This window comes from Dyella sp. S184, assembly GCF_009766065.1.
Lineage (GTDB): Bacteria > Pseudomonadota > Gammaproteobacteria > Xanthomonadales > Rhodanobacteraceae > Rhodanobacter.
On the sequence record NZ_LMUE01000005.1, the window covers coordinates 99,667 to 126,649 of the forward strand.

Genomic DNA, 26,983 nt, shown 5'->3' on the forward strand with positions numbered 1-26,983 from the left:
ACCGCGGGATCACATGCCCGGCGTGGCAGCCTGCTGGATGCGCTCGGCTTCCGCTTCATGCCGTTTCGTTTCGATGTTGCGTGCCGCGGAGAGCTTGCCGCCAAGCAAGGCCAACGTGAAGTTGTTGCTGTCGAATTCGCGCAGCAGGTCGATCTCGCGCCGCGCCTCGTCCAGATCGTTCTGGTTGATGGTGCTCTCGATCTCTTCGGAGGCGCGTGGGAAGGACTCGCGCAAGGCTTCCTGCGCCGTGCGGTTCTGTGGCTCCAGCTGCAGCACGCTGAGGTAGAACTCGTAGGCGTTGCTGCCCGCCGGCGCCACCAGTCGGCCATCATGCATGGCATCGCGGGCCAGTCCGAGCAGGATCTGGGTGCCGCTCTGCGCATCGTTAGCGGATGCGTCAGCCGGGTTGCCGGATGACGTTCCCCCGATGTTCGGTGCAGCATTCGCGGTGGCGTAGCTGTACCAGAAGATACCGCTGGCGACCGTAGCCATGATCAGCAATGAAACGAGTACAAGCGCGTTGCGACGCGACGCGGCATAGAGAATGCGAAACATGACACCTGCTGCATGGACTTCCGACCGCTCGCGGAAGTTGCCGCATTCGGCACGCTCCCGGCGGGTCCCGCCACGATAGCCGTGTCGTGTTTCAGTCATATGGCGGTTCGGCGCGAACAGGTTGCCGTCGCCGCCTGCACGGCGGCAACGGCGTGCTACTCACCAGCCCAGCACGGCGGCATTGCCGTCGTCGGGTGAGCCATCCGGATGAGTGAACCAGAACACCCGGTTCTGCTGATCGGGACAGTTCTTGCCGCTGTCGTAGCTGGACACCACGCCGCTGAGCGAGCCGACGTCGCTGCGGTAGCAACCGCCCAGCGAATCGCGGAAAGTGAACTCCTGCTTGCTGTGCTGGCCGGTATGGCCGGTGAAGTTGCCGCTGGCATCGAAGTCCAACGTGTCGGCACTGTCCACCTTGTTGCCCACCTTCGCCGAGTACAGCACGATGCCGCCAAGCACATGCTCGTCGCGCTTCTCGTAGCCCTGATGCGTCGTGCTGGCCACGGTGGCGCTGCCATCCGCCGCCACTACCTGATCGATGTCCAGGTGCAACGGGTAGCCCACATGCTCGTGGTATTCGGCGGTGACGGAACCACCGACATTGCTCTGGCTCTTGCTGTCGGCCGAGGTGTACTGGTCGGTCACCTGATCGTAGGTGGTGGCGTTGATGGTGAAACCCTGGGTGTCGGCAAAGCCCACCGTGGCGTCCACCTGGCTATGCACGCGGCCGTGCGCGGTATCGGCATAGCCCTCGATCACGTAATGCCGGCTCAGGTTGGTGGTGATGTTGCCGGTGACATCGCCCGAGGCATCCGTGCTCAGGGTGCTGCCGATCGTCGGTGTCGGCGGCTGATCGGCCAGCGTGTTGCGCTCGATCTGGCCGCTGATCTGCTTGGTGTGCGAGTCAAGATAGACCAGCAGGGTGGCGGTAGCGGAAAAATAATTGTTCGCGCCGGCCACGCTCACCGCGACCGTGTGCGATGCACCGTTGCTGAGCACGCCGGCGAACGGCGTGAGATCGACCCGGTACGGCATGAAGTTCAGCGTCTGCACGCCGGGCGTCGGCTCCCACAGGAAGGGATCGATGCCACCGGTGTAGATCCACGGATACACCGGCGCCACGCCGGCTGGCTGGCCGTCGATGCTGATCTCCGCCTCGCGGAAATTGCCGCCGCCGCATTCATCTACTTCGGCGGCGTACTGGTCGGGCACGCAGGTGTACCAGAACTCGTCGTCATACTGGCTTTGCGCGAACACATCCAGATAGGCGCGCTCGACATTGCGTGGCAGGCTCAGCGTCTTCGTCAATTGGTCGGCCGGGGTAGCCAGCGTCACGGTGTTGCCCACCGGATCGGAACCCAGCGGATAGATCGCATCCGCCACCTGTGCCGACGGCGCGAGGATCGAGGCGGGATAGAACAGCAGCTTCGCGCTGCCATGGATGACGCCGTTATACGTGCTGTTCACCGTGTTGCCGATGATCGCCTGGCCCTGGCCAGCCTGACCCAGCAGTGCGATGTAATCGGTGAGGTCACGCTCCACGTGCCAGCTCGGTGCCAGGGTGGCGCCCGGTTCCTGGGTTGTGCCGAAATACAGGTTCACGCCGCCCAGCCAGATCGTCGCGGTACGGTCGTACTGCACCCCGGCGGTGACCGAGAAATCCGCTTCCAGCACCACCTTGGACCAATGCCCCGGACAGCCGGCGGGTGGGGCATAGCTGAAAGAACGGGTGCCGTAATCGTCGAACGTGTCGTTGCTGAAAAGCTGCACGACACACGGCGTACCGGGCGGACGCGGCACGCCCGGATCGGCCACGGTGACATTGCTCGAACCGACCGGACTGCTGGCCGGTGCAGCAAAAGCGCTGCAGGCAAATGTGAAAGACAACCCGGCTAGCACCAGGCCACGACGGACAAACCCCTTAGGCAACATGCGTGACTCCCCACGTGATGGTGCCCCCTGTCCGCCAACGCTAGCACAGCGTCGCTGCTCAGGAATGGGGATATGCCGGAATTTTGGCTACCGCGCTCGTAGCGAGAGTTCAGACGTTGGAGGTTGCCGTTTCCAGCGCCGTGATCCACGCCAACGCATGCTGGCGGTCGGTACCGCACATCGCCGGCTCCGGCTGCAGGCTGGCGCACACCGCCGGCCGACGCGGGTCACCGAAGATCGCGCAGCGATTGTCATTCGTGAGCTGCACGCAACGAATACCCGCAGGCTTTCCACGGGGCATGCCGGGGATCGGGGAGCTGATCGACGGCGCGATGCAGCAGGCACCACAGCCGGCCCGGCAGCCCAGCACGCTCACGCAGTCTGCCGGCGCAGCAGTTGGTACACCGGCTCGGTATCCGGCCGCTGGCCGTGCCACAGCTCGAACGCATCGGCAGCGGTTTCCACCAGCATGCCGAGGCCGTCGAATGCGTAGCGCGCACCGGCCGTCTTCGCCCAGGTCAGGAAACCGCTGGCCGCGATGCCATAGGACAGGTCGTAGCAAAGCGCACGGGCACCGACCAACGAGAATGGCAGCTGCAGCGATGCACCCAGCACCCCGGCCGAAGTGGCCTGGATGATCAGATCGTAGCTGCCGATGTCAGCCAGATCTTCCCAGTAACGAGTATGCGCGCGCGCCGGCTCGCCGATCGCATCGGCCAGTGCATCGGCTGCCTCGGGCGAGCGATTGACGATGGTCAGCGTATCCACCCCAGCATCCAGCAGGTTCCACGCCACGCCGTGCGCGGCACCACCGGCACCGAGCAGGAGCGCGGTATGGCCGCGCAGATCTACGCCGTGGCGATCGGTGATGTCGCGCACCATGCCGGCGCCATCGGTGTTGTGCGCGGCCAGCCTGCCGTCCGCCAAGCGGGTCAGCACATTCGCGCTGCCGGCACGCGTGGCCGACTCGCTGTGCTGGTCGGCCAGCGCGAAGGCAGCCGCCTTGTGCGGCAGCGTGACATTCGCACCGCGGCCATGATCGGCGAAGAAGCGTCGCACCGAAGCGACGAGGTCGGCTGGCGCTGCGTCGATCGTGCGGTACTCCAGCGCGATGCCAAACTGCTGCGCAAAAGCTTGGTGGATCTGCGGCGACCGACTGTGACTGATCGGATGGCCAAACACGGCGAACTGGGCTGGATCCACTTGGTTTCCCTGGATGGTTGGCTGGCACCGGATCGGCGCACAGACACGCATTCTACAAGCCGCGACTGCCAGAACCTCCTTCCTGAGGACCGGTCGCAGCCAGTGAGATGGGCGCATTGCACGATGCGGCCATCCTTCACCGAACGGATATGCCGATGCGCCCGCAGACCCTATGTTCTCCGCGTAACTCACGCCTGCTCGTGGCCGCCATGCTGTGGCTGCTCGGTGGCGCCGCGCTGCTGCTGACCACCCTGGTTCCGCTACGCACGGACCTGCTCGGCTGGACGCCGGCGTTCTGGCTGCTGGGCGCGCCGCTGGCCGTATTGCTGGTGCTGGAACCGGCGTTGCCGCGTCAATTGTTCGCACTGTGCCGGCCGCAGCGCCGTCCGCTGCGAGGCAGCGCATGGCATTGAGCCTTACGCCGCGCTTCAGCCTGTAATGCCCTGCCGCTTGCGTTCCATCCGGCGCAGGAACTCCTGCATGACGCGCAGGTACAAGGCATCGCCCAGATGGGCATCTTCGACGCCGGCATCGATCGACGGATTGTCGTTGACTTCGATCACCACCGGCTTGTTGCCGACCTGTTTGAGGTCGACGCCATAGAATCCGTCACCGATCGGCTGGGTTGCCTTCAATGCCAGCTTGACCACCTCAGCTGGCGCCTCGCTCACCGCGACGGTTTCGGAGCCGCCGGTTTTTGCCGTGCCCTTGGCGCCGTGGTTGTAGATCTGCCAGTGATTGCGCGACATGTAGTACTTGCAGGCATATAGCGGCTCGTGATTAAGCACGCCGATGCGCCAGTCGAACTCGGTATAGAGATATTCCTGCGCCAGCAGCAGCGCGCTGTGCTGGAACAGCTCGCCCGCGGCCTGCTCCAGCGCCGGCTCGCTCTCCACCTTGACCACGCCGCGCGAGAACGAGCCATCGGGAATCTTCAGCACCAATGGAAAGCCGAGCTTGGCGACGACCTCCTTCATGCCCTTGCTGTCGTCCCGATACAGGATCTCAGTGCGCGGCACCGCGAGTTTGCGCGACACCATCAGGTCATTGAGGAAGATCTTGTTGGTGCAGCGGAGAATCGAAGTCGGATCGTCGAATACCACCATGCCTTCCTTCTCCGCGCGATGAGCGAAGCGGTAGGTATGGTTATCGCTGGCAGTGGTTTCGCGGATGAACAGGCCGTCGTATTCGGCAAGACGCTGGTAATCGTTCTTGCCGATCGGGTCGACCTCGATGCCGAGCTGCTTGCCGGCAGCAATGAAGGCCTTCAGTGCCTTCTTGTTCGATGGCGGCATCTGCTCGGCCGGATCGACCAGCATCGCGATGTCATAGCGATACAGCTTGCGCGCGCGCGGCTTGCGCCACAGCTTCTTGGAGAAGCGATCAAGCTCCTCGGCGAATGCGTCTTCCTGCGCATCGTCCAGCGTCTGCAGCCCGACTGGCTTGATCGCGCTGACCTGCCATACGCGGTCGCGCTCGAACTCGATGCGCAGCAGCGGGCAGGGGAAAGACTCGAACACCTGGCGCGACAGATCCTGCAGCGCCGGGTAGGCGGTCTCGCCGAAGTAGACCAGGATGCCGAAGTCGGTGGTGTCGCGGCCACCGGCCGGCAGGAAGTGGGTCAGCTTCTGGTTGAGGTCGTTGATGTCCACGCCGTACAGCGAGCGCCGGCGCAGGTCGTTCACCGTGCGCACCGACGGCATCACCTTGTGCCCACGCGCTTCGGCCAGCAGCGACACGTAGTAGCCGGTGCCAAGGTATTTATAGCTGCGGCACAGATTGATCACGTGGGTGCGTTCGTCGTCGCCACCAACCGGCTCGCGCAAGTAATCCATCGCGCTCATGACGTCGACGGAGGGGTAGTACGAGCCCCAGTCGGAGGCTTTTTCGACAACGATGACCAGACGGGTCATGGCACCACTCAGGTTATCCAGCTATGGCGGGATGCCCCTGCGCGCGGCGCGGCGGGACACACAAGGCGCGCAGTTTGGCACAGGCAGGCCTCGCACAAGGGTAAAGCCCTGAAGAGTGAATAAACGGTATGGCCCGTGATCAAGAGCCGCCTGTGAACACGCGCAGCAGACGCCGCCGGCTGCTAGAGTCCGCGCGTGCTGATCACCCCACTCCATCTGTTGCACGAATACGCGCGCCGCGTCGCGCCGGAATCCCCAGGCATGCACCCACCCCCAGCCAGCGCCAGCGTGCGCGTGCGTCGCGCCGAATCGTCCGACCTCGACGATCTGGTGACACTGGAAGATCGCACCTTCGACAGCGACCGGCTGACCCGCGCGCAATATCGCCGCCACCTGGACAGCGACACGGCCCTGGTGCTGGTGGCCAGCGCCAATCACCGCAACTTCCTCGGCACCGCCGTGGTGTTCTTCCGCAAGGGCAGCGGCGTGGCACGGCTGTACTCGATCGCCAGCAAACCGGAGGCGCGCGGCAAGGGCGTCGGCACCGCGCTGCTGGAGGCCATTGAAGCAAGTGCGCGGCAACGTCGTTGCCACGCGGTGCGACTGGAAGTGCGCGACGACAACGCCAACGCGGTGCGTCTGTACGAACGACACGGTTACCGGCACATCGGCCATTACCCGCATTACTACCAGGATGGCACGCATGCCTGGCGTTACGAGAAATCGCTGGATTGAGGCAGCGACCGCCGCAGCCCGATGAGGGTTGCGCAGCGCAACGGCCAGCGCGGGTTTATCATGTCGCTGCGATCCGGGGGGATAGCGGGGGAGTCGCGGCACCGCCATACGGCGGTGGCTCGAACTGTCCTGCCTCATGAGATTTTCCGATGTCCATGCGTATCCTCGCTCTTGCCACCACCCTGACCTTGACGCTCGCCGGCTGCACGACCAGTCGTGGCCTGCACCCCGACGGTCAGCTGACTGATTCGCAAAACCTCGCCATAGAGCACAGCCTCGCTGACGCGAAACTCACCCCGGCAGCATGGCCAGCGCAGGATTGGTGGGTGGGCTTGGGCGATCCGCAGTTGTCGGCGTTGATCGACGAGGCTCTGAAGCACAATCCCGGACTCGCGGGCGCCGATGCGCTGGCCAAACTGGCGCAGGCCCAGGTGCAGGGTGCCAACGCGGCCCGGGGTGCGCAGGTGGATCTGGACGCCGCAGCGCCCGGGATCCGACTGTCCAACAAGGATTACAGCTATCCGGTGGCGGATCTCGGCACGTTTGCCTGGGCTAGCTCGGCCACGCTCGACTTTTCCTGGGGGCTGGATCTGTGGGGCGGCAAGCGCGCCGCCTGGGAGGCCGCGCTGGGTCGCAGCCGCGCCGCCCAGATCGACGCCCACGCCGCACGCATCCAGCTGTCGGTGAACGTCGCCCGCGCCTATATCCAGCTCGGCTATGCCTACGCCCAGCAGGATGTGGCCGCGGCGGAACTGCAGCGTACCGGCAAGGTGCTTGAACTGACCCGCCGCTATGTGAGCGCGGGCCTGGCTACGCCGCAGCAACTGCATCAGGCCGACTTCGCGGTGGCCAGCGCGCAGCAGCAGCAAGCCCAGGTCGAGCGGGCGATCGATGCCGTCCGCAGCAGCCTGGCGGTGCTGCTCGGCCAGGGTCCCGACCGCGGCCTGCAGATTGCGCGGCCACGCCTGCTGAAACCAGCCGAACTCGCGTTGCCGGACAATTTGCCGGTGGACCTGATCGGCCGTCGTCCCGATCTGGTAGCCGCGCGCTGGCGCGTAGAGGCAGCGAACAAGGACATCAAGGCGGCGAAGACCGAGTTCCTGCCGAACATCAGCCTCAGCGCGATGGCCGGCTTCGTCGAGGTGGGTGACAACACCAGCCTGTTCGCGCTACCCGCACGCACCTTTGGCGTTATCCCCGCGCTGAGCCTGCCGATCTTCGATGGGGGCCGACGACGGGCCAATCTGGCGGCGACCGATGCCAGTTACGACGGCTTGGTGGCGCAATACAACGCGACCCTGGTTCGCGCGGTCAACGAAGTTGCGGACCACTACTCCGCGCTGAAGTCGATGCGGACCCAGATCGCCGCCGAGCAACGTGCGCAACAGGACGCACAGCAAGCCTGGGACGATACGTTGAAACTCTACAAGGGCGGCCTCGGCAGTTCGCTGGAGACGCTGATCGCCCGCGAGCAGCTGCTGGCCGCGCAGCAGCGCATGGCCGCACTGGACAGTCAGCAGATGGATCTCTCCGTGCAGCTGATCCAGTCACTCGGCGGCGGTTATCAGGTAGGAAACCCGGCGTCGCTGCCGCCAGGCGTTGATGCGGTCAAGACGAGTTCCGCCAGCAGTCCCGCGGATCGCTGAAACGATCGATCCCGCCTGAAACAGACGGGATCGATCGCACGCAACGGCACGGCTCGGGTCACCTCAGCGAAGGCGACCCAAAGTCACTCAGTTGTGGTTCGCTGCCTCCGCCGCCTGCTTGAGTTCACGGCTGGCCTGATCGAGCAGATCCTTGGCCTTCGCCGCATGCCCGTCCATATCCCACTCGTTGGCTTGCTGCGCATCGGTAATGCGCTTGAACGCCTGGTCGGTCAGTCGCTGCGCCGCGGCGATGCTCGGATGGCGCTTCGCACTGACATCCCGCACGGGTGGTGCGGCAAACACCGCGGAGGTGGCCAGTGCAAGACCTGCGATCAGTGCGAATGACTGCGTACGCTTCATGTTTCTCTCCTGGTTGGGTTTGGCTCGATGAACCCGCAGCGAAATCTCTCCGGCACCCCATTGTCGCCGGGCAGGCTGCCGCGCAAATCTAGCAGTGTGCTGTGACGTTGCGCGGGCTCAAGTTCCTGCGATTTAACTGCAAGTGGGTATCAGCGGCATCGCCTGCCAGCTCCCCGCTCAGCCGCCGAGTGGCGAGCCTATCCGCTGCGCGGTGGCATCGTCGGGTCGCGCCACCAGCGCACCGGTGCGCATCAGGCTGATGCTGTAATGGCCCTGGTCAACCAGCGGCAGGAACGCGCCACTGCCGTAGACGGTGTCGACTTCCGGCAACCATTGCGCGTACTGCTTCTTCAGGTTGAGCAGGTCGAAGCTGCCGTTTTCGCCGAGGCTGATCACGGTCCGCGGCGCACTGGCTTCCTGTGCAGGGTCGTCGTAGCGACCGGATAGCCGGTCGAGTCGGTACAGCGGCGGCAACCCGGCCAGCAACGCCGGCAGTTTCCATTTCAGCACCACGGCTTCGACGCGCCAGTCATCCCCGTAAAGTTGCTCCTGCCGCGTGCTGCCGTCGGGCCAGCTCAAGGTGAGTGCCCAACGCTGCGGCGACAGGATGTGCGCGTCGATGTCGACCACCGGGGTTTCTTCGCTGAGCAGCCGGTAGCCACGCAGCGCGACGCCGGTGCCGGCCAGCAGCAGGGTGAGTGCGAAGCAGATCAGGCACAGCAACGCGCGCCAGCTGGCGGCGAGCCGGCGACCGTTGTGCAGGTGCCGGCGCAGCACCACGAGCTGTACCAGGGTGACCAGCAGGAACACCGTCGCCAGCACCAATAGCACCGTCATCGGCATGCGCAACAGCGTGCTCCAGTCCATCGTGTCACCCTCGCCGCCGCGGTGTGCGGTCTACCGTGCATCATAACGGTGATGACCTGGTGCTGCGGCTGGTTCATTGGGCGTCGCTATACTGCGAACGTCCACAGGAAACCTCGCCATGCGCCGATCAATCTTTCTGCTGCCGCTCTGCCTCGTTGTTGCCATGCTTGTCGGCTGCGGCCAGAAGGGTCCGCTCTTCCTGCCGCCGGTCAAGCCAGCCGCCGTATCGACCAAGCCGAAACCGCCAGCGAAACCGAAACCGCCAACGCCAGCCGCGGCAGCCAGCAGCGCAACGCCTGCCAGCGCACAGTCCTGACACCATGCAACTGCAGTTCTCGAAAATGCACGGCATCGGCAACGACTTTGTCGTGCTGGACTGTCGCTATCGTGATTTTCCACTGGCGGCAACGCAGATCCGTGCGCTGGCCGACCGTCATACCGGTGTGGGTTTCGACCAGCTGCTGAGCGTGGAGCCGGCACGCGATCTGTCCTGTGCGTTCTACTACGGCATCTGGAATGCCGATGGCTCGCCCTCAGGCCAGTGCGGCAATGGCGTGCGTTGCGTGGCGGCATGGCTGCATCGCGCGGGCGCGGTGGCGATCGGCGACATGCTGCGCCTGGAAAGCCCATCCGGACCGGTGACCGTGCGCTTGCTCGACACCGACCGCGTGGCGGTGGACATGGGCGAACCGATCTTCGATCCGTCGCGGATTCCGTTCGACACACCGCAGGCGGCCGATCGTTACGTACTGGATATGGACGGTGAGGCGCTGGAGATCGGCGCCGTCTCGATGGGCAATCCACATGCGGTGGTCGTGGTGGACCATCTCCCCACCCACGCCATGCCCCGGCTTGGCCCCGCGCTGACCGGGCATGCACGCTTTCGCGAAGGCGCCAATGCCGGTTTCGTGCAGAAGCTGGATCGGCAGCTTCTGCATCTGCGTGTGCACGAGCGTGGCGCGGGCTGGACGCGGGCCTGCGGCACCGGTGCCTGCGCCGCCATGGCGGTATTGCACCAGCGTCGCGAAGTCGGCGACCGCGTGCAGGTGGAACTACCGGGCGGCACCCTGCAAATCGACTGGGCCGGCCCCGGCCACACCCTGTGGATGACCGGCCCGGCCGCGTTCGCCTTCGAGGGCGTATGGTCGGTTCCCACCCCCACGACTTGACGCGCGGGTTGAAGCGCGCCCGCGTCCATCGCACACTCCAGCCAGACGGCGCGCTTTTCCCGCACGCCCCGCCTTGGTTCGAGGACACCTTCGCATGACCGCAACCCTGCTCGACGACGCTACCCAGGCCCGGGTGGTTGCTGCCTATCTGAAACGTCATCCGGAATTCCTCAGCGAATACCCCGATCTGGCGGCGAAGCTGACCATGCCGCGCGAGCAGGGCCCGGTGTCGTCACTGGCGGTGTATCAGCTGCAGAGCCTGCGCGACAAGAACGCCGAACTGGAGCGGCGGCTTGCCGAGTTGATCGAGATTGCCGCCGAGAACGAGAAGCTGATGGAGCGCGTGCACGCGCTTACCGTGGCGCTGCTGCGCGCGAACACGATGGAGGTGACCGCGCGCACGGTGGTCGCCAAGCTGAGCGCGGATTTCCACACCGAGCAGGTGCGCCTGCTGCTGTTCGGCGACGAACCGCAGCTGCCGCGTGCCGAATGGCTGCAGCAGATTCCCGGTGGTGCCGACGCATTGCCGGAGTTCGCCGAATTCCTGCAGCACAGCGAACCGGTCTCCGGTCGCCTGTCCAGCGAGAAGCTCACCCGGCTGTTCGGTCGTGATGCCGAGCTGATCCGTTCGGTCGCAATGATGAAGCTGGGTGACTCCGGCATCCTGGCGATCGGGAGCCACAATCCGGATCGCTTCCAGCCGGGCATGGGCACGCTGTTCCTGAAGATGATCGCCGCCACCATCACCGCCGCCCTGGCGCGCGCGCGGGATGTCTCCTGAGCCGCAATGACACCTGAGCAACTGGTCGACCGCTGGCTCGACCGCCTCGCTGGCGAGCGGCAGGCGTCACCGCACACGGTCGCCGGCTATCGCCGCGACCTGGCCAAGCTGCTGCGTTTCATGCAAGAGCAGCAACTGACCTCGTTCGACGCGCTGGACGCGAACCGGATGCGCAACTTCATCGCCGGCGAGCATCGCCGTAAGACCGAGACGGCCAAAGAGGGCTTGGCGCCGAAAAGCCTGCAGCGCCTGCTGTCGTCCTGCCGCAGCCTGTTCCGCCAGCTCAACCGCGAAGGCCTGCTGGCCGGCGATCCGCTGCTCGGCGTGCGCGGCCCGAAGGTCCGCCGCAAACTGCCGCAGGTACTCGATGTCGACGAAGCCAGTGCGCTGGTGGAAACCGACAGCGGTGGCAAACTGGCCGTGCGCGATCGCGCGATGCTGGAACTGTTCTATTCCAGCGGCCTGCGCCTGTCCGAACTGGTCGGCCTGCGCTGGATCGACCTGGATCTCGATGGCGGTGAGGTACGTGTGCTCGGCAAAGGCAGCAAGACCCGTATCGTACCGGTCGGGCGGCATGCGATCGCCGCGCTGCGTGCGCTCGGCGCGGAGCAGGGCATGCCGGCAGAGAGTCCGGTCTTCCGCGGCCGCGGCGGCGCGCCGATCAACCCGCGCACCGTGCAGCTGCGCATGAACAAGCTGGCGCTGCAGCAAAATCTGCCCAAGCACATCCATCCGCATCTGCTGCGACATACCTTCGCCAGCCACATGCTGGAATCCTCCGGCGACTTGCGCGCGGTGCAGGAACTGCTCGGCCACGCGGACATCGCCACTACGCAGATCTACACGCATCTGGACTTCCAGCACCTGGCCAAGGTCTACGATGCCGCGCATCCGCGAGCGCGGCGCAAGTAACTGCGAAATCGCACCGTTCACTGAACAGGCGAGCGTCGGCCGAGCTGTAATAAGCCTCCGGAAAGATTTTTTCCGTCACAATCTCTCCACGACATTTCATCTAGGCACCAGCCCCGTGACCCGTTCGGAAATACCACTTTCCGTCACAGCTCCCGCTGTGATTGATCACGGCGTGCGGCCGCCGCATCGGCATCTGGTGGGCATTGGTGAGCTGCCACCACGCGACATCTTCCGCATCCTGCTGCTGCGTCCCAACCATCGGCTTGGCAATACGCTGCTGTTGACCCCGCTGCTGACCGAGCTGGAGCGGCGCTATCCCGGTGCCGAGATCGACCTGGTCACCGGCTGCGAGGCTGCCGATGACGTGTTTGCCGGATTTCGCCAGGTTCGCCACATCCATCAGCTGACCCGACGGCCGGGCCACCATCCGCTGCACCTGCTGCTCACCTTGCTGCGCCTGCGGCGGAACCGTTACGACCTGGCCATCGACAGCACACGCGGTTCACGCTCGGGCCGACTGCTGCTTTTCCTCAGTGGTGCCCGCTACCTGCTCGGCCTGCCCGACAGCAAGCGTGAGCTGCGCGATGGTGGTGCCGCCTGGCAGGCGGCCCTGGCGAAAGCACCGGAACATTTTTCGCTGGACGGTGTGTACGCGTTGCGTTGCGCTATGGGACTTTCTTTCACGGATAACGCCGACGCGTGGCCACTGCTGCGCATCCAGCTGCGCGCGGAAGAGCAGGCGTGTGGCCGCGCGCTGCTGGCCGACCTGCTCGGTCACGCGCCAGACGGCGATCGCAAGGTGATCGCGCTGTTCCCGAATGCCACCGGCAACAAGCGCCTTTCCGGCGACTGGTGGCTGGCCCTCGTCGATGCACTGGCGGCGACCCATCCGCAACTGCGCTTCATCGAGATGCTCCCCGCCCACGGCCAATCGCAGCTGCAGCTGCGCTTTCCTGCGTTCTATTCCAGCAACGTGCGCCGGATGGCGGCGGTGCTTGCACAGTGCGATGGCTACATCAGCGCCGACTGCGGCGTGATGCACCTGGCCTGCGCCGCCGGCGTGCCCACGCTGGGATTTTTCACGCGCAACAACCTGATCCGTTATCGGCCCCGTGGCCCGCGTGACGAAGCCCTGTGCGTGGCCGACCGCACGCCGGCCGAGGTGGCCGCCGCCGCCGACTCGTTCATACGTGCCCTGTCGGACTGAAGCGGCCGCCGATTGCTTGCAATCGGCGGGGTCGATCCATATCTAGTCAGCTCCTCCCCGGAGCAAGTCCCCACCATGGAATCTTTCCACGCCACCACCATCGTCTGCGTGCGCCGCGAGGGTCGCGTCGTGATCGGCAGTGATGGTCAGGTCACGCTCGGCAATACGGTGATGAAGGGCAACGCGCGCAAAGTGCGCCGGCTCGGCAAGAACGGTGACGTCGTGGCCGGATTCGCTGGCGCCACCGCCGATGCGTTCACCCTGTTCGAACTTTTCGAACATAAGCTCGAGAAACACAACAACAACCTCACTCGTGCCGCGGTGGAAATGGCCAAGGAATGGCGCACCGACCGTCGCTTCGGCCGGCTCGAGGCGATGCTTGCCGTGGCCGACAAGGAGACGTCGCTGCTGATCTCCGGCAACGGCGACGTGGTCGAACCCGAACACGGCCTGATCGCGATTGGCTCCGGCGGCCCTTTCGCGCAGTCGGCTGCGATGGCACTGCTGGAAAATACCGAGCTGGATGCGCGAACCATCGTCGAGAAGGCGCTGAAGATCGCCGGCGACATCTGCATCTACACCAACCACAACGTGTCGATCGAAGAGCTGTGAATCGGGAATGGGAAATCGGGAATGGCCAGAAGCCAGCTCGGTAACCCCACGCCTTCCGATTCCCGTTTCCCGACTCCCCATTCCCGGCTAAGCCCATGTCCGAATTGACTCCCCGCGAAATCGTCAACGAACTCGATCGCTACATCATCGGCCAGCACGACGCCAAGCGCGCCGTGGCGGTGGCACTGCGCAGCCGCTGGCGGCGCATGCAACTGGAGCCGGGCATGCGCGAGGAAGTGACGCCGAAGAACATCCTGATGATCGGCCCCACCGGCGTGGGCAAGACCGAGATCGCGCGACGCCTGGCCACGCTGGCGAATGCGCCGTTCGTGAAAGTGGAGGCGACCAAGTTCACCGAGGTCGGCTACGTCGGCAAGGATGTCGAATCCATCATCCGTGACCTCGCCGACGTGGCCTACAAGCTGACCCGCGAGCACGCGGTCAAGCGCGTGCGCACACTGGCCGAGGATCGCGCCGAGGATCGCATCCTCGATGCCTTGCTGCCGCGCCGGCAGAGCGCGCCCACCGACTGGAGCCACGACGCGCCGGCACCGGCGATCGACAGCGATACCCGCCAGAAACTGCGCAAGCAGCTACGCGAAGGCGCGCTGGATGAGCGCGAGATCGAGCTGGATTTCGCCATGAACATGGGTGTGGAGATCATGTCCCCGCCCGGCATGGAAGAGATGGGCGCGCAGTTGCGCCAGATGTTCCAGAACATCGGTGGTGCCAAGACGCAGCAACGGAAATTGGCGATCAAGTTGGCGCGGCCGATGCTGATCGACGAGGAAGCCGGCAAGCTGCTCAACGACGACGAGATCCGCGCGCAGGCGATGGAAGCGGCCGAGCAGAACGGCATCGTCTTCATCGACGAGATCGACAAGGTGGCGCAACGCGGCGACCGCGGCCACGCCGGAGTCAGCCGTGAGGGCGTGCAGCGCGACCTGCTGCCGCTGGTCGAAGGCTCCACCGTGTCGACCAAGTACGGCCCGATCAAGACCGACCACATGCTGTTCATCGCCTCCGGCGCGTTCTCGCTGGCCAAGCCGTCCGACCTGATCCCGGAACTGCAGGGTCGCCTGCCGATCCGCGTCGAGCTGTCCGCGCTCAGCGTGGACGACTTCAAGCGCATCCTGCGCGAACCGCACAACGCGCTGACCAAGCAGTACACGGCGTTGCTCGCCACCGAAGGCGTGGGGCTGGAGTTTGTCGACAGCGGCATCGACCGGCTGGCCGAGGTGGCATTCCAGGTGAACGAGCGCACCGAGAACATCGGTGCCCGCCGGCTGCATACCGTGATGGAGCGCCTGCTGGAGAAAATCTCCTACGAGGCCGCGGACAAGTCCGGCGAAAACTACAAGATCGACGCCGAACATGTAGACAAAAGCCTTGGCAGCCTCGTTCAGAACGAAGATCTCAGCCGCTACATTCTCTAACCTCATGAAGCTCTAACAAGCCGGTCACCCCAATCTGTTAAAATGGGCTCGTGAGCAACATTATTGAACTGAAAAGCACCGGCCAGCGCGCCCAGCTGCGTGAAGCGCAGCAGACCCAGACCTTGGTGCGGCTGTGGCGCGAAGACCTCGAACACGGCAGCTTCTGTGGTTACGTAGGCGGCGTCGGACGCGAATTCTTCCTGCTCTGGGTCGTCGGCGACGGCATCACCTACGACGGCATGTACGTGATGCGCCATCGCGACATTTCCGAGCTGGAGTCGCCAGACAAGCACCATGTGTTCTTCGAGAAGGCGCTGGCGCTGAAGCACATCCTGCCGCGGCCGCCGCGTGGATTCCCACTGGACAACATCCGTGAAGTCATTCAGGCCGCCGGTGCGCAGGCCCCGGTGATCGGCGTGCATGTGGACAGCGAGGATGAAGCCGAGGTCTGCTACATCGGCCGTCTGGCCAGTGTCGACGACGATGGTTTTTACATGCAGGAACTCAGCCCTGACGCGGAGTGGATGCGCGAGGTTTCGTTCTTCGGCTGGGACGAGGTTTCCACCGTCAGCATCGAGGACAGCTACGCGCAGTCCCTGCTGGCCGTGGCCGGACCGGCACCGGAACTGCTGGCACCAGGCAGCCAGGAATCGGTCACTCGCATCGAGTGATCCATGGCGCTGGTTTCCAGCGCCATCCGTGGTTCTGCCTATTTCTGTCCGAACAGGATCTTGCGTGCCTCTTCGTCGGTACGAAGGTCGGTCTGTTCCTTGATCGTCTCGCCCAAAGCATAGGCACGCTGCGTCGCCGGACGTGCGCGAATGTCTTCGAACCAGCGCTTGAGGTGGGGAAATTCCTCCAGCGTCATGCCTTGTGCCTCGTACGGCACGATCCACGGATAGGCCGCCATGTCGGCAATCGTATAGTCCTTGCCGGCGATGAAGGCACGGCCGTCCAGACGTCTATCCAGTACGCCGTACAAGCGGTGCGTCTCGTTGACATAGCGGTCGATCGCATACGGGATCTTCTCCGGCGCATAGCGATTGAAATGGTGGTTCTGGCCCAGCATCGGACCGAGCCCACCCACCTGCCAGAACAGCCATTCCAGAACTACGTAGCGCTCGCGCGCGGAAGCAGGCATGAACCTGCCGGTCTTCTCCGCCAGGTACTGCAGGATCGCACCGGACTCGAAAACGCTCAGCGGCTCGCCACCACCCGATGGATCGGTATCGACGATCGCCGGCATCTTGTTGTTCGGCGAAATCTTCAGATACTCGGGCTTGAACTGGTCTCCCTTGCCGATGTTCACCGGCTTGATCTCGTAGGGCAGGCTGGCTTCCTCGAGGAACATGCTGATCTTGTGGCCGTTGGGTGTAGGCCAGTAATGCAGTTCGATCATCGCTATCTCCTGGAATAGGCGGAATCGTTAAAGGATCGGGGCGGCAATCTCTGATTCAAGCGTACGACCAGGCAATGGCAGGGCCTGGCGAAGAAATCCCGCGGCTCGCGTCAACGCACGCGTTAGATCTCGCGTTCATAGCCATGCTGCCCACTCTTTCCGGAGATATCGCGATGAAACCTGTTCTTCGCCTTGCCTTGCTCGGTTTCGCCCTGGCTATTGCCGGCACCGGCGTCGCTATTGCCCAGCCCTTCCAGGACACGGCAACGTCCAGCGACTCGGCCGCCACCAAGCCCGTGCATCAGGCGCCTGATCCGCAGCGCCAGACCGCACGGCTCAGCCGCAAGCTCCAGCTAACGCCAGAGCAGGCTGCCAAGATTGAGCCGATCCTGCAGAGCCGGGTACTGCAGATGCAGCAACTGCGCGCGGATACCACGCTGGCCCCCAGCGATCGCCGCGCGAAGATGCGCGCGCTCATGCAGGACAGCAACACCCAGCTGCAGGCCGTGCTCACCGACAGCCAGAAGCAGCAATACCAGCAGATGCAGCAGCAGGCCATGCAGCACCGTCAGGACAAGAAGAGTTCGAGCGACGACGATTCCGACAAACAGTAAGGCACTGCTGCACACATCTTTGCCGAAGGGCCGGCTCGTTGTCGGCCCTTCGCCTTTACTGCGCGACGCAATCGCTTATGCTCGACCCCTTTCTCGAAAGATCGGCCAGGGGTGTCATGACCCGTATCGTTGTCGTCGGCAGCATCAACATGGATCTGGTCACCCAGGCACCACGCTTTGTGGGTCCTGGTGAAACCATCCTCGGCGAACGTTTTCTCACCGTCCCCGGCGGCAAGGGCGCGAACCAGGCTGTGGCCGCGGCGCGGCTGGGCGCCGAGGTGGCGCTGGTCGGCGCCACTGGCAACGACGCGTTCGGCCAGCAACTGCGCCAGGGTCTGGCCGCGGAAAGCATTGATCTCAGCCACACCGTCCAGCTCGACGATTGCGCCAGCGGCACCGCCTCGATCACCGTCGCCGACGGCGAGAACCTGATCATTGTGGTGCCCGCAGCAAACGCGCGCGTGACGCCGGCGCAAGTCGAACAGGCGCACGCACTGATCGCGCGCGCCGACGCCGTGCTGGTACAGATGGAGATCCCGTTGGAGACCGTGGAAGCCACCTTGCGCCTCGGTCATCGACTGGGCGTGCCGGTGATCCTCAACCCCGCGCCCGCGCAGAAGCTGCCCACCGAGTGGTTGCAGCTCGCCCGCTATGTCACGCCGAACCAGCATGAACTGGCGATCCTTCTCGGCACGGACCCCACTGAGGACTTCCGCACGCTGATGCAACGCGCACCGTGTCCCGTCGTGCTCACCCGCGGCGCCGAAGGCGCGTGGTATCGCGAGCAGGGCGAACCGATACACCAATCCGGTTTTCAGGTCGATGTGGTTGACAGCACCGGCGCCGGCGACACTTTCAACGCCGCTCTCGCCGTGTTCCTGCACGAAGGCTTGGCCATCGCCGTGCGCCAGGCCTGCGCCGCTGCGGCACTATCGGTCAGCAAACTCGGTGCACAGGGCGGCATGCCCAGCTTGCGTGAAGTGGAGACGCGGCTCGCCCAGCAGACCGGCTGATTACCTGCCGATGCAGAGAGGCATACGAGCCGACAAGCACGAGGCCAGCACCGACGACGAACAAAAAAAGAGCGCCCACCGGGCGCTCTGGAAACTACTGTTGGTGCCACCAGTCCTTCACGAACATATTCCACACCGGTGTCTTCCCACCTTCAGAGAAGACACCGACCCTGAGGCACGCCGCCGATGACCAGCTTCCTTGCGTACGTATGCTTGTGATTCACAAGTGCGGTCCTGCACCCTGCTCCGACAAACGTGGAGCAGGGTGGTCAGCATCAGAAACTGACGTTCAGCACCATCCGTGCACCCTGATCCTTGGTCTGGCTGGCGAACTGGCCGTGGTAGCTCGCGTCGAACGTGACGTTCTTGCCCAGTGGGAAACGTATGCCGATGTCAGCAACCTCGGCATTCGCCGCCACCGGCAGACCGGCGACGGAGAAGCTACCCGTGCCGCCATTGGCAAAACGCTGCTGATCGACCGAGGCCAGGTCACCCCAGGCGTGCTGGTAACCCACGCTCGCAAACCACTGCGTCCAGGCATTCGGTGCCCACGCCGCACGCACACCCACCGTGCCGTAATTCACGCTGCTGCCGTTGGCCTGCACATCCAGCCCGGCGATGCCGCCTTCGCTGATGGCATCCTGATGAATCCACACGCGTGCCAAGGTGGCAAACGGGGTCAAGCTGCTGGTGGCAAAGCTGAACTTGTAGCCGCCGTCGACATACGCTTGCGTAACCCCGGTGTCGTACTTGGCCGCGGCGAGGCTGCCCAGGCCCGGTACGTCGAAGTAGCGACGGCTGCTGGTCTCATACCAGCTGTGTGCCGCACCGCCCTGGAACTGCCACGCACCCAGATCCACACCGGTGTACAGACCCAGCACCGTGCTGGTGCTGTGCGCATCGGCCGCGTTGTTCTCGGTGCTGCTGTTGGACAGCTCACCTGCACCGGCGACCGCGCCCACACGCCACGCGCCCAAGGTTTTATCGGTACCTACCAGCAGGCCGCTGCCGTTGCTGCTCTGGCTTGACGCATTGCCGTCGCTGTCGTGGTTAGCGCCATGGCCCCAGGTACTGGCCCACACGCTGCCTTGCGCATCGGCCTGCTGACCGATCGCGTTCGCACCCTGCATACCTTGCAGGTGGTCGCTGATGGCATCACGCACATAGTGACTGTCGTCGATGATCGCGGTGCGCGTACTGGCGAGGCTGTCGCCCGCCAGTTCGTTGAACGCGCCTCGCGCCGCATCGGCTGACAACGGCAGCACGGCGTTATAGATCGCATTGCCCGATCCCAGCGCCTCGACACCCGCACCCGTGTTGATCTCGTTCGGTGTCACGCCGACTGCCGGGAACGCGGTGCTGTTTCGCACCAGCGTCAGATATGCATCGTCAGCGTCGTAGCTCAGCGTCGGCGTCAGGAACGCGAAGTTCGACGTCGCACTACCGAAGGTGCCACTGACGCCGCTGTCGGCGGTGAGGATCGTGTACTTGATCGACGTATTCCAGTTGCTGCCCGCCTCCATCGAGACGACCGAACCGCCGCCAAGCGTGGCCGTACCGCTCGCATGGATCAGGTCGCTGCTGCCGGTGTCGGTCGCATCGAGGTAATACGTCGAACCCGCCGCCAGATTCGCGTTGCCGTTTACCGTCAGTGTGCCGATGACGCCATTGCCACCCGGCGACACCGTGGCGCCGCTGGCAATCGTCATGCCACCCATGCTGCCCGTACCGACCAACGTAGCGCCGTTATCGACGCTGACACTGCTGGCAAGGCTGCCCTGAACATTCAGAATCCCAGCGGCCACTTCCGTACTACCGGTATAGGTGTCGGTACCGGTCAGGACCAAACTGCCGGCGCCGGTCTTCACCAAATCGCCGGCCTGCGTGCCGTCGCTGATGCTACCCGCCAACGTGGTCGTCAAGCCCGTGCTCACATTGATGGTGGGATCTCCGCTCAACGTGATCGCGTTGGCCAGCGTGAAGCCACTGGTGAAATCCAGCGTGGTGCCTTCAGCCATGGCCAGCGTGCCGCTGCTGATCGCCGAGGCATTGCCGAGCACCAGGGTGCCGGCATTGAGCGAGGTGCCGCCCGTGTAGCTATTGATGCCGCTGAGAGTCAGGCTGTTCGCGCCGATCTTGAGCAGACTGCCGCTGCCGGAGACGATGTTACCGAAACTCACCGCGTCGCTACGATCGAACGCCAACACACCATTGTCGACGATGGCGCCTGCCACCGAACCGGTCGTGCCACCGTTGCCAATCTGCAGCGTACCGGCGCTGATCGTGGTGCCACCGCTATAGGTATTGCTGCCGGTCAGCGCCAGCGTGCCGGTGCCCGACTGCGTCAGGCTGCCGCTGCCGCTGATGGCACCGCTGTTGATCAACGTGTCCGAACGATCGAACACGAGTGCAGCATTGTCGAGAATGTGACCGGCGACCGCACCGCTCGTGCCGCCGTTGCCAATCTGCAAGGTGCCCGCGCTGATCGTGGTGCCTCCGGTATAAGTGTTGTCGCCCGTGACGATGAGTGCCGCGCCGCCGGTCTTGCTCAGCGAACCGTCACCGGAGATCACGCCGGCATACGTGCCATCGATGGTCTGGTCGAAGTCCACGCTGGCCGAACCCCCGGTCACTGGCGCAAACGTCACGTTGCCGACCAAGCTGCCGGTATTGGCTGCCAGCGTGCCATCGGTAATCGTCCACGCTTCGCTGGCGTTGCCGGTGCCCGTCAGCGTCCAGGTGCTAGTACCCGATTTCAGGTAGTTGGCAAAACCCTGGTACTGCACGCTGCTGCCGGCAGCACCCAGCTGATCCACATCAAAGCTGTCATTGGTCGTGCCGCCCAGAGCGAGCGTATCGCCGCCGTTTGTGGTGCCGCTGCTGCTCACTACGTTGCCGGTGAAGGCGTAGCCCGCATCGATCTCCAGCGTATTGCCGCCACCGCTGAAATCCACTGCGTCCGCCTGCGTCGCGCCGTCACCGCTGATGCCACCAGCGATCGTGCCGCTGTTGATCACAGTGGAACCACCTGTCGACACGACACCGACACCGCCGGCACCCGCGGCATAACCCGTACCACCATTGCCGCCCGTGATGCTGCTCGTATTGTTCAGCTGGAAGCCAGCGCCACTGACACCAGCGCCGCCTTGGCCACCGTTGCCGGCCTGACCGTTGGCGCCGGACGAACCAGTCTGCCCATTCCTGGAATAGCCACCGGCGCCACCGGCGCCACCGATACCACCGTTGCCACCGACGCCACCTTGAATACTGCCGCTATTGGTCAGCGTGAAGCTCGTTCCCGACACGCCCGCACCGCCGTTGCCGCCGTTGCCACCGTTGCCACCGTTGCCGCCTGCGCCACCCGTATTGGAACCATTGGTGGAAAAGGAGGCGCCGCCATAGCCACCAGCACCGCCGTTGCCACCGTTGCCGCCTGCGCCGCCCGTAATCGTGGCCACATTGTTCGTCGTGAAGCTCGTGCCGGCGATGCCACTGCCACCGTTGCCGCCATTACCACCCGTTGTGGCGGAAGGAGCGTCGCCACCGTTGCCCGAGGAATCATCACCACCATGGCCACTGCTGCCACCCGCGCCGCCGACGCCACCGGCGCCACCGGCGACGCTACCGTTGTTGGTCAGCGTGAAGCCCGTCCCGTATATGCCGCTGGCGCCACCACCGCCGGCACCGGTGGCACCCGCTGCGCCGCCAGGATTATTCGTGCTGCTGTATTTGCCGAGGGACCCATGGCCGCCGTAGCCGCCAGCACCACCCTGACCGCCACTGATCTGGCCCGTATTGACCAGGCTAAAACCGCTGCCACTCACGCCTGCACCCGCATAGGCGCCCGCACCACCGGAACCACCACTCTGACTGCCGCTGAGAAAACCGCCATAGCCACCGACACCACCAGCACCACCCGCGCCGCCGGCGATGACTCCGTTGTTATTGAAGGTGAAACCGGCACCGTTGACGGCTACGCCACCGACGCTGCCCGCGGAACCATTCCCGCCAGGGCCGTATTTGTAACTGCCACCATTGCTGCCGTGCGCGCCGCCCATGCCGATGACGCTGACACCTGCGCCGCCAACCGCCAACGTGGTGCCGGTAGACAGAGTGAATCCACCGATGAAGCTGCTGCCATTGCCGTCCAGGTCCAGCTCGCCCGTTTCGACGGCCGACGCGCCGCTGATGGTGGACGCACCGTTGAGAATCAGCGTGCCGTAGTCGTTCTTGACCAGGCCGTCAGTGCCCTGCAACACATTGTCGATCGTGGCGACATCGCTGGCGCTAGCCGTGGTGCCATCACCAACGTTTATGACCGGTGCGTTGCCCTTGGCATCGGCGACCAGCGTCAACGCATCGCCGTTCATGACGTAGCCATCGGTCATGAACTGCAAGCCGGTAGCGGATACCGCACCAGCGCTGTCGTCTACGGTAACCGTGCCTGCGGCGCCGCCGAAGATCGCGATGCCCGGCTGCGGGCTCATCGCCGCCGACACGTCGCCATTGATGTCGGTCCAGTTTGACGAGGTTACCGACCACGTACCCGTACCGCCGCCCATCTGCGTGGGCGACGCCAGGCCGTTGCCGTTCCAGATATTGAGTGTTTCGCCACCGGTGTTGACCAGATTGATCTGTTTGTCCGTCGTCAGCGTCTGGATCGACAGCGTGTCGCCAGTTGGAACAGTACCGAATGAGATGCCGCCGTTGGTTTCGGTCAGCGTACCGCTGTAGTTGAACAGTCGGTACAGACCCGGGCCGAAGTCAGGATCGGCATTGACGTTGAGCGTTGCGCCATTGAGCGTCAGGTTGCCGCCGACAGTGACCAGGTCGCCGGTGCCAGCCGTGCCAAAATCTGCACCCGGAGCGCCGAACTCGTAATCGAGGATGCCGCCCTGCGCCACTGTCAGGTTGCCGTTAACCGTCAGCGTGCCGATGCTGCCGGCAACGCCCGGCGCAAGATGCGCGCCGCTGGCGACATCCACGCTGCCGCCTATCGATCCGAAGCCACCCAGCGTGGCTCCACTTTCGACACTGGCATCACCGGCAATCGACGCACCTGGATTGGCGCTGTCACCGATCAGCAGCGTGCCGCCCTGGACGGTCGTCGCACCGAGGTAGGTGTTGACGCCGTCAAGCACCTCCTGACCAGCCGCAACAACCAACCCTCCACTACCCGCGATCACACCGTTGAACGTATCGTTGGCATTGGTCAGGGACAATGACTGCGTACCCAGCATGACGTTGCCGTTGCCGTTCAACGACGTGATGGATGCGCCGTTGGTCGTGCCGCTGATATCGAAAACGCCATTGGCCGTGACGACACTGGAATCGGCGATGCTGCCATTGCCACTCAACGCCAGCGTACCGCCGCTGATCGTGGTCGCACCGCTGTAGGTGTTGTCTGCGGTAAGTATTGTCGTGCCGGCCAGCACATCGACGGTACCATTACCGCTGATCGTCGGATCGAAGGTGTAGCCGGTATCGGTGTGGTTGAACACCAGGGAGCCGGTGCCCGCGCCAAACGTGACGGTACTCGTATTCAGTGTGCCCGCGGCCGTCGCGGCACTGCCTGCGGCCGCACCGATGTTCAGCACACCGATCGAGCCTGCATCCGCCGCAATCGACACGCTGTCGCCGGTCACCGAAGCGCCGTCGGCGATGGTCAGCGTGCCGTTGCCGCCATGGTTGCCGACCACGATCTGGCCGCCTGGTTCAACCGTTACCGATGAGCCTGCATCCGTCACGGTCACCGTGCCGGTCGAACCTGCCTGGTCGGCGATTGAGAGGAAGCTGCTGTTGACCGAACCGCCATTGGAGACCGTCAACGTACCGCTGCCGTACTTGCCGACATTGATGCTAGCGGCCGCCACCACCTGCGCACCGCTGGTGACGGTCACCGTGCCGGTATCGCCCGCGTTCTGGCCGATATTGAGTTCGCCGTCGCTGGTGACTGATGCACCATTGCTCACCGTCAGGCTGCCGTTGCCGGTGCCGTTGTTGCTACCGACCTGGAACGGCGTACCGCCGCCAGTCGCGGTGATGCTCGAACCAACGCCGTCCACGATCAACGCGCCGTTGTCGATGACATTCGCGGTGCTGGCCACGCTACCACCACTGGTGATCGCCAGCGTGCCGCCACTGATCGTCGTGTCGCCCGTGTAAGTATTCGTGCCGGTCAAGGTTTCGTTGCCCGCCGCTACCGTGAGGCCGCCGCTGCCGGCAATGATGCCGTCAAACTCATCGAATGCGTTGGTCAACGTCAATGTCTGTGCACCGAGATTGACGTTGCCACTGCTGTTACCGTTCAGCGACGTAATCGATGCGCCGTTGGTCGTGTTGCTGATATCGAATGTGCCGTAGTCAATGACGTTGTATGCGTCCGCAACGCTACCGTTGCCGCTCAGTGCCAATGTGCCGCCGAAGATCGCGGCATTTCCGGTAAACGTGCTGGCACCCGTCAACGTGAGGGTACCTGTGGCGGAGTACTGATAGAGCCCGCCGGTACCGCTGACCACGCCAGCGTACGTGATGGCATCGCTGCGATCGAAAAGCAGATAACCGTTGTTGGTCACGTTACCGACAATGGAACCGGTCGTCCCCTGGTCACCGATGAGCAGATCAGTGCCGCTGCCGACCGTCGTACCGCCGGTATAGGTGTTTTCGCCCAAGAGGATTTCAATGGGACCTGCCACGTTGAGACTTCCGCTCCCGCTGATGACGCCACTGAAGGCACCGCTGGCGTTAGTCAGTGACAACGACTGTGTACCCAGGTTGACATTGCCGCTGCCATCCAGCGACACGATGGATGCGCCGGTGGTCGTGTTGCTGATATCGAACGTGCCATTTGCGGTGACATCGCTGGAACTGGCGATGCTGCCCGTGCCGGACAGTGCCAGCGTGCCACCGGTGTTGATGGTGGTGCTGCCGGTGTAGGTGTTGGCACCGGTCAGTGTCAACGTGCCACTGCCCGCGCTGTCTGTCACGGTGAGGCCGCCGCTACCGGTCATCGCCTGCGAGATCGTCGTGGCATAGCTGTTGGTGTCGATGGTTCCGCCGCCGGCATTGAGCGTGATCGCACGCGTGCTGGCGAGATTGAAGCTGCTGCCGAATTGCAGCGTGCCTCCGTTGAACGTAAGGCTGCCGCTGGCGTCGCCGAGGCTGGCGTCGGAGGACACCGACAGCGTACCGCCGCTGATCGTCCACGGTGTCACTGCCGTCGTGGTGCCGGTCAAGGTCCAGGTGCTGGTGCCGGTTTTTGCGTAGCTGTCGAAACCCGTGAATTCACCGCCGATGCTGGAAACGTCGAAGCTGTCGCCAGTGCTGCCGCCTAGTGCGAGTACGTTGCCGTTTCCGGCCGTGGAAACCACGTTGCCGGTGAAGCTGTAACCGCTATCGAGCTCCAGCGTGTTGTTGCTGCCGGTGATTTCCACTGCATCGGCGGAATTGGCGCCGCTGCCGTCCAAGCCGCCGCTGATGCTGCTACTAGTGATCAGCAGGTTGGCATTGCCGGATATACCGACGCCAACACCACCCGTACCAACAATTGATCCGAAGCCACCCGCACCACCGGCGATGCTTCCACTGTTGTTAATCGTGTTGCTATTGCCGGTAACGCTGAGGCCGGCGCCGCCACTGCCGCCACCACCAGCCTGCGGGGTGATGCCACCGTAGACTACACCGCTGATAACTCCAGCCACGCCTGCGGCACCACCCGCGCCGCCCGTGATGCTTCCGTTGTTTTGTATCTGGTTGCCCGATCCACTGACGCTAACACCCATGCCGCCGCCACCGCCGCCGCCGCTCAAGGCCGCGCTGTAAGCACCAGTACCACCGGCTCCGCCGTTGATCACACCGTTATTGATCAACGTGCTATTACTTATCGCAACAGCCACCCCTGCTGCGCCACCACCGCCGCCACCGCCGTAAAAATAGGCAGCTCCAGATCCGATCGAACCTGCCAAAGATGCGTTACCGCCGCTGCCACCCTGAACAGTAACGCCGCTAGCAACGGTAAGATTTCCTGTAGCCAGAATTGCCGGTGCGCCACCGGCACCCCCAACAGATCCCCAACCGCTGCCACCACCGCCGCCGTAAACGCCGCCGCCGCCGCCTGCGCCACTATTCGTGGTACTACCACGGATCGTTCCAGGACCAGCGAGACCCGCGCCACCGTTACCGCCAAAATAACCTCCGGTGCCAGCTACCGTTGCATTGCCACCGGTACCACTACCGCTTACCGAAGGCGACTGCCCGGGGGCGCTGGTGCCCGTACTCTGATCGTTGCCACCACTTGCGCTGGTTCCTCCCGTGCATGACGTGCTGATTGTTCCCGACGTCGTCGCACAGCTCTGCGCCCACGTCGGTAACGCGACCGAGGCCAGTGCCAGACCCACTGCCGCCGTCAACAGGCGCGACTTCAGGCCCACCTTCGGCAACGTATCTACAGCGCCGACCACGGCACCACCCGGCGCACTGGCCAGCTCGGAGACGACTTGTGGCACGCCGAGCGTGCGGTTGAAGACGATGCGGTAGATGCGGTTCATTGGTGAAGTCCCCTGAAGGTTCGCGAATCAATTCGCTGATAGGTTTTGAGTGATGCGTGGCAGGCGACGCCTGCCCGGAGCAA

The 26,983-nt window shown here is 64.1% G+C and carries 22 protein-coding genes; 13 read left to right on the plus strand and 9 right to left on the minus strand.

The window, feature by feature from the left end; genetic code table 11:
• Positions 1–9: 9 nt before the first annotated feature.
• The 4 genes from GSQ75_RS10395 to aroE all read right to left on the minus strand — a co-directional run bounded on the left by GSQ75_RS10395 (position 10) and on the right by aroE (position 3,690).
• Positions 10–555 carry an energy transducer TonB gene (locus GSQ75_RS10395; RefSeq protein WP_158754709.1) on the minus strand — a complete coding sequence of 182 codons (546 nt, stop codon included), beginning with the start codon at positions 553–555 and terminating at the stop codon, positions 10–12.
• A gap of 159 nt (positions 556–714) precedes the next feature.
• On the minus strand, positions 715–2,487 hold the full coding sequence (locus GSQ75_RS10400; protein ID WP_158754711.1) for a peptide-N4-asparagine amidase: 1,773 nt from the start codon (positions 2,485–2,487) through the stop codon (positions 715–717).
• A gap of 109 nt (positions 2,488–2,596) precedes the next feature.
• Entirely contained in the window at positions 2,597–2,863 is a 267-nt protein-coding gene (locus tag GSQ75_RS10405; RefSeq protein WP_158754713.1) for a YkgJ family cysteine cluster protein, read from the minus strand.
• Positions 2,860–3,690, minus strand: a complete 831-nt coding sequence (aroE, locus tag GSQ75_RS10410; RefSeq protein WP_158754715.1) for a shikimate dehydrogenase — start codon at positions 3,688–3,690, stop codon at positions 2,860–2,862. The genes GSQ75_RS10405 and aroE overlap by 4 nt, the downstream gene beginning before the upstream one ends.
• Before the next feature lie 155 nt (positions 3,691–3,845).
• On the opposite strand from aroE, the gene GSQ75_RS10415 reads away from it, so the two are divergent.
• Positions 3,846–4,103, plus strand: a complete 258-nt coding sequence (locus GSQ75_RS10415) for a hypothetical protein (protein WP_158754717.1) — start codon at positions 3,846–3,848, stop codon at positions 4,101–4,103.
• Positions 4,104–4,118: 15 nt separating this feature from the next.
• Here the strand turns inward: GSQ75_RS10415 and GSQ75_RS10420 are convergent, their stop codons facing one another.
• The gene (locus GSQ75_RS10420) at positions 4,119–5,603 is read right to left on the minus strand and encodes a RimK family protein (protein WP_158754719.1); all 1,485 of its coding nucleotides are present in this window, start codon (positions 5,601–5,603) and stop codon (positions 4,119–4,121) included.
• Positions 5,604–5,864: 261 nt separating this feature from the next.
• On the opposite strand from GSQ75_RS10420, the gene GSQ75_RS10425 reads away from it, so the two are divergent.
• Positions 5,865–6,338, plus strand: a complete 474-nt coding sequence (locus GSQ75_RS10425) for an N-acetyltransferase (RefSeq protein ID WP_158754721.1) — start codon at positions 5,865–5,867, stop codon at positions 6,336–6,338.
• A 149-nt stretch (positions 6,339–6,487) separates the two neighbouring features.
• On the plus strand, positions 6,488–7,984 hold the full coding sequence (locus tag GSQ75_RS10430; protein ID WP_158754723.1) for an efflux transporter outer membrane subunit: 1,497 nt from the start codon (positions 6,488–6,490) through the stop codon (positions 7,982–7,984).
• An 87-nt stretch (positions 7,985–8,071) separates the two neighbouring features.
• Here the strand turns inward: GSQ75_RS10430 and GSQ75_RS10435 are convergent, their stop codons facing one another.
• The gene (locus GSQ75_RS10435; protein WP_158754725.1) at positions 8,072–8,344 is read right to left on the minus strand and encodes a hypothetical protein; all 273 of its coding nucleotides are present in this window, start codon (positions 8,342–8,344) and stop codon (positions 8,072–8,074) included.
• 177 nt (positions 8,345–8,521) lie between these two features.
• Entirely contained in the window at positions 8,522–9,211 is a 690-nt protein-coding gene (locus tag GSQ75_RS10440) for a hypothetical protein (RefSeq protein WP_158754727.1), read from the minus strand.
• Positions 9,212–9,329: 118 nt separating this feature from the next.
• Here GSQ75_RS10440 and GSQ75_RS10445 point away from each other — a divergent pair, with 118 nt between their 5' ends.
• The 8 genes from GSQ75_RS10445 to GSQ75_RS10480 all read left to right on the plus strand — a co-directional run bounded on the left by GSQ75_RS10445 (position 9,330) and on the right by GSQ75_RS10480 (position 15,999).
• Positions 9,330–9,527, plus strand: coding sequence for a lipoprotein (locus tag GSQ75_RS10445; RefSeq protein WP_158754729.1), 198 nt, complete (start codon positions 9,330–9,332; stop codon positions 9,525–9,527).
• 4 nt (positions 9,528–9,531) lie between these two features.
• Entirely contained in the window at positions 9,532–10,380 is an 849-nt protein-coding gene (gene dapF, locus GSQ75_RS10450) for a diaminopimelate epimerase (protein ID WP_158754731.1), read from the plus strand.
• 94 nt (positions 10,381–10,474) lie between these two features.
• The gene (locus GSQ75_RS10455; RefSeq protein ID WP_158754733.1) at positions 10,475–11,161 is read left to right on the plus strand and encodes a DUF484 family protein; all 687 of its coding nucleotides are present in this window, start codon (positions 10,475–10,477) and stop codon (positions 11,159–11,161) included.
• 6 nt (positions 11,162–11,167) lie between these two features.
• A complete protein-coding gene (locus GSQ75_RS10460) occupies positions 11,168–12,073 on the plus strand; it encodes a tyrosine recombinase XerC (protein ID WP_158754735.1) in 906 nt (301 codons plus the stop codon).
• A 115-nt stretch (positions 12,074–12,188) separates the two neighbouring features.
• Positions 12,189–13,280: a glycosyltransferase family 9 protein gene (locus GSQ75_RS10465; protein WP_158754737.1), complete on the plus strand. Its 1,092-nt coding sequence runs from the start codon at positions 12,189–12,191 to the stop codon at positions 13,278–13,280.
• Between the two features lie 75 nt (positions 13,281–13,355).
• Positions 13,356–13,892, plus strand: coding sequence for an ATP-dependent protease subunit HslV (hslV, locus tag GSQ75_RS10470; protein WP_158754739.1), 537 nt, complete (start codon positions 13,356–13,358; stop codon positions 13,890–13,892).
• A gap of 95 nt (positions 13,893–13,987) precedes the next feature.
• The gene (gene hslU, locus GSQ75_RS10475; RefSeq protein ID WP_158754740.1) at positions 13,988–15,328 is read left to right on the plus strand and encodes an ATP-dependent protease ATPase subunit HslU; all 1,341 of its coding nucleotides are present in this window, start codon (positions 13,988–13,990) and stop codon (positions 15,326–15,328) included.
• A gap of 50 nt (positions 15,329–15,378) precedes the next feature.
• Positions 15,379–15,999, plus strand: a complete 621-nt coding sequence (locus tag GSQ75_RS10480) for a hypothetical protein (RefSeq protein ID WP_077517165.1) — start codon at positions 15,379–15,381, stop codon at positions 15,997–15,999.
• A 38-nt stretch (positions 16,000–16,037) separates the two neighbouring features.
• On the opposite strand, the gene GSQ75_RS10485 is transcribed toward GSQ75_RS10480, so the two are convergent.
• The gene (locus GSQ75_RS10485) at positions 16,038–16,727 is read right to left on the minus strand and encodes a glutathione S-transferase N-terminal domain-containing protein (protein ID WP_158754742.1); all 690 of its coding nucleotides are present in this window, start codon (positions 16,725–16,727) and stop codon (positions 16,038–16,040) included.
• A 173-nt stretch (positions 16,728–16,900) separates the two neighbouring features.
• On the opposite strand from GSQ75_RS10485, the gene GSQ75_RS10490 reads away from it, so the two are divergent.
• On the plus strand, positions 16,901–17,341 hold the full coding sequence (locus tag GSQ75_RS10490; protein ID WP_158754744.1) for a hypothetical protein: 441 nt from the start codon (positions 16,901–16,903) through the stop codon (positions 17,339–17,341).
• A gap of 116 nt (positions 17,342–17,457) precedes the next feature.
• A complete protein-coding gene (rbsK, locus tag GSQ75_RS10495) occupies positions 17,458–18,354 on the plus strand; it encodes a ribokinase (RefSeq protein ID WP_158754745.1) in 897 nt (298 codons plus the stop codon).
• 275 nt (positions 18,355–18,629) lie between these two features.
• On the opposite strand, the gene GSQ75_RS10500 is transcribed toward rbsK, so the two are convergent.
• Positions 18,630–26,900 (minus strand): autotransporter-associated beta strand repeat-containing protein, encoded by an 8,271-nt coding sequence (locus tag GSQ75_RS10500; protein WP_158754747.1) that lies wholly within the window; start codon positions 26,898–26,900, stop codon positions 18,630–18,632.
• Positions 26,901–26,983 lie beyond the last annotated feature (83 nt).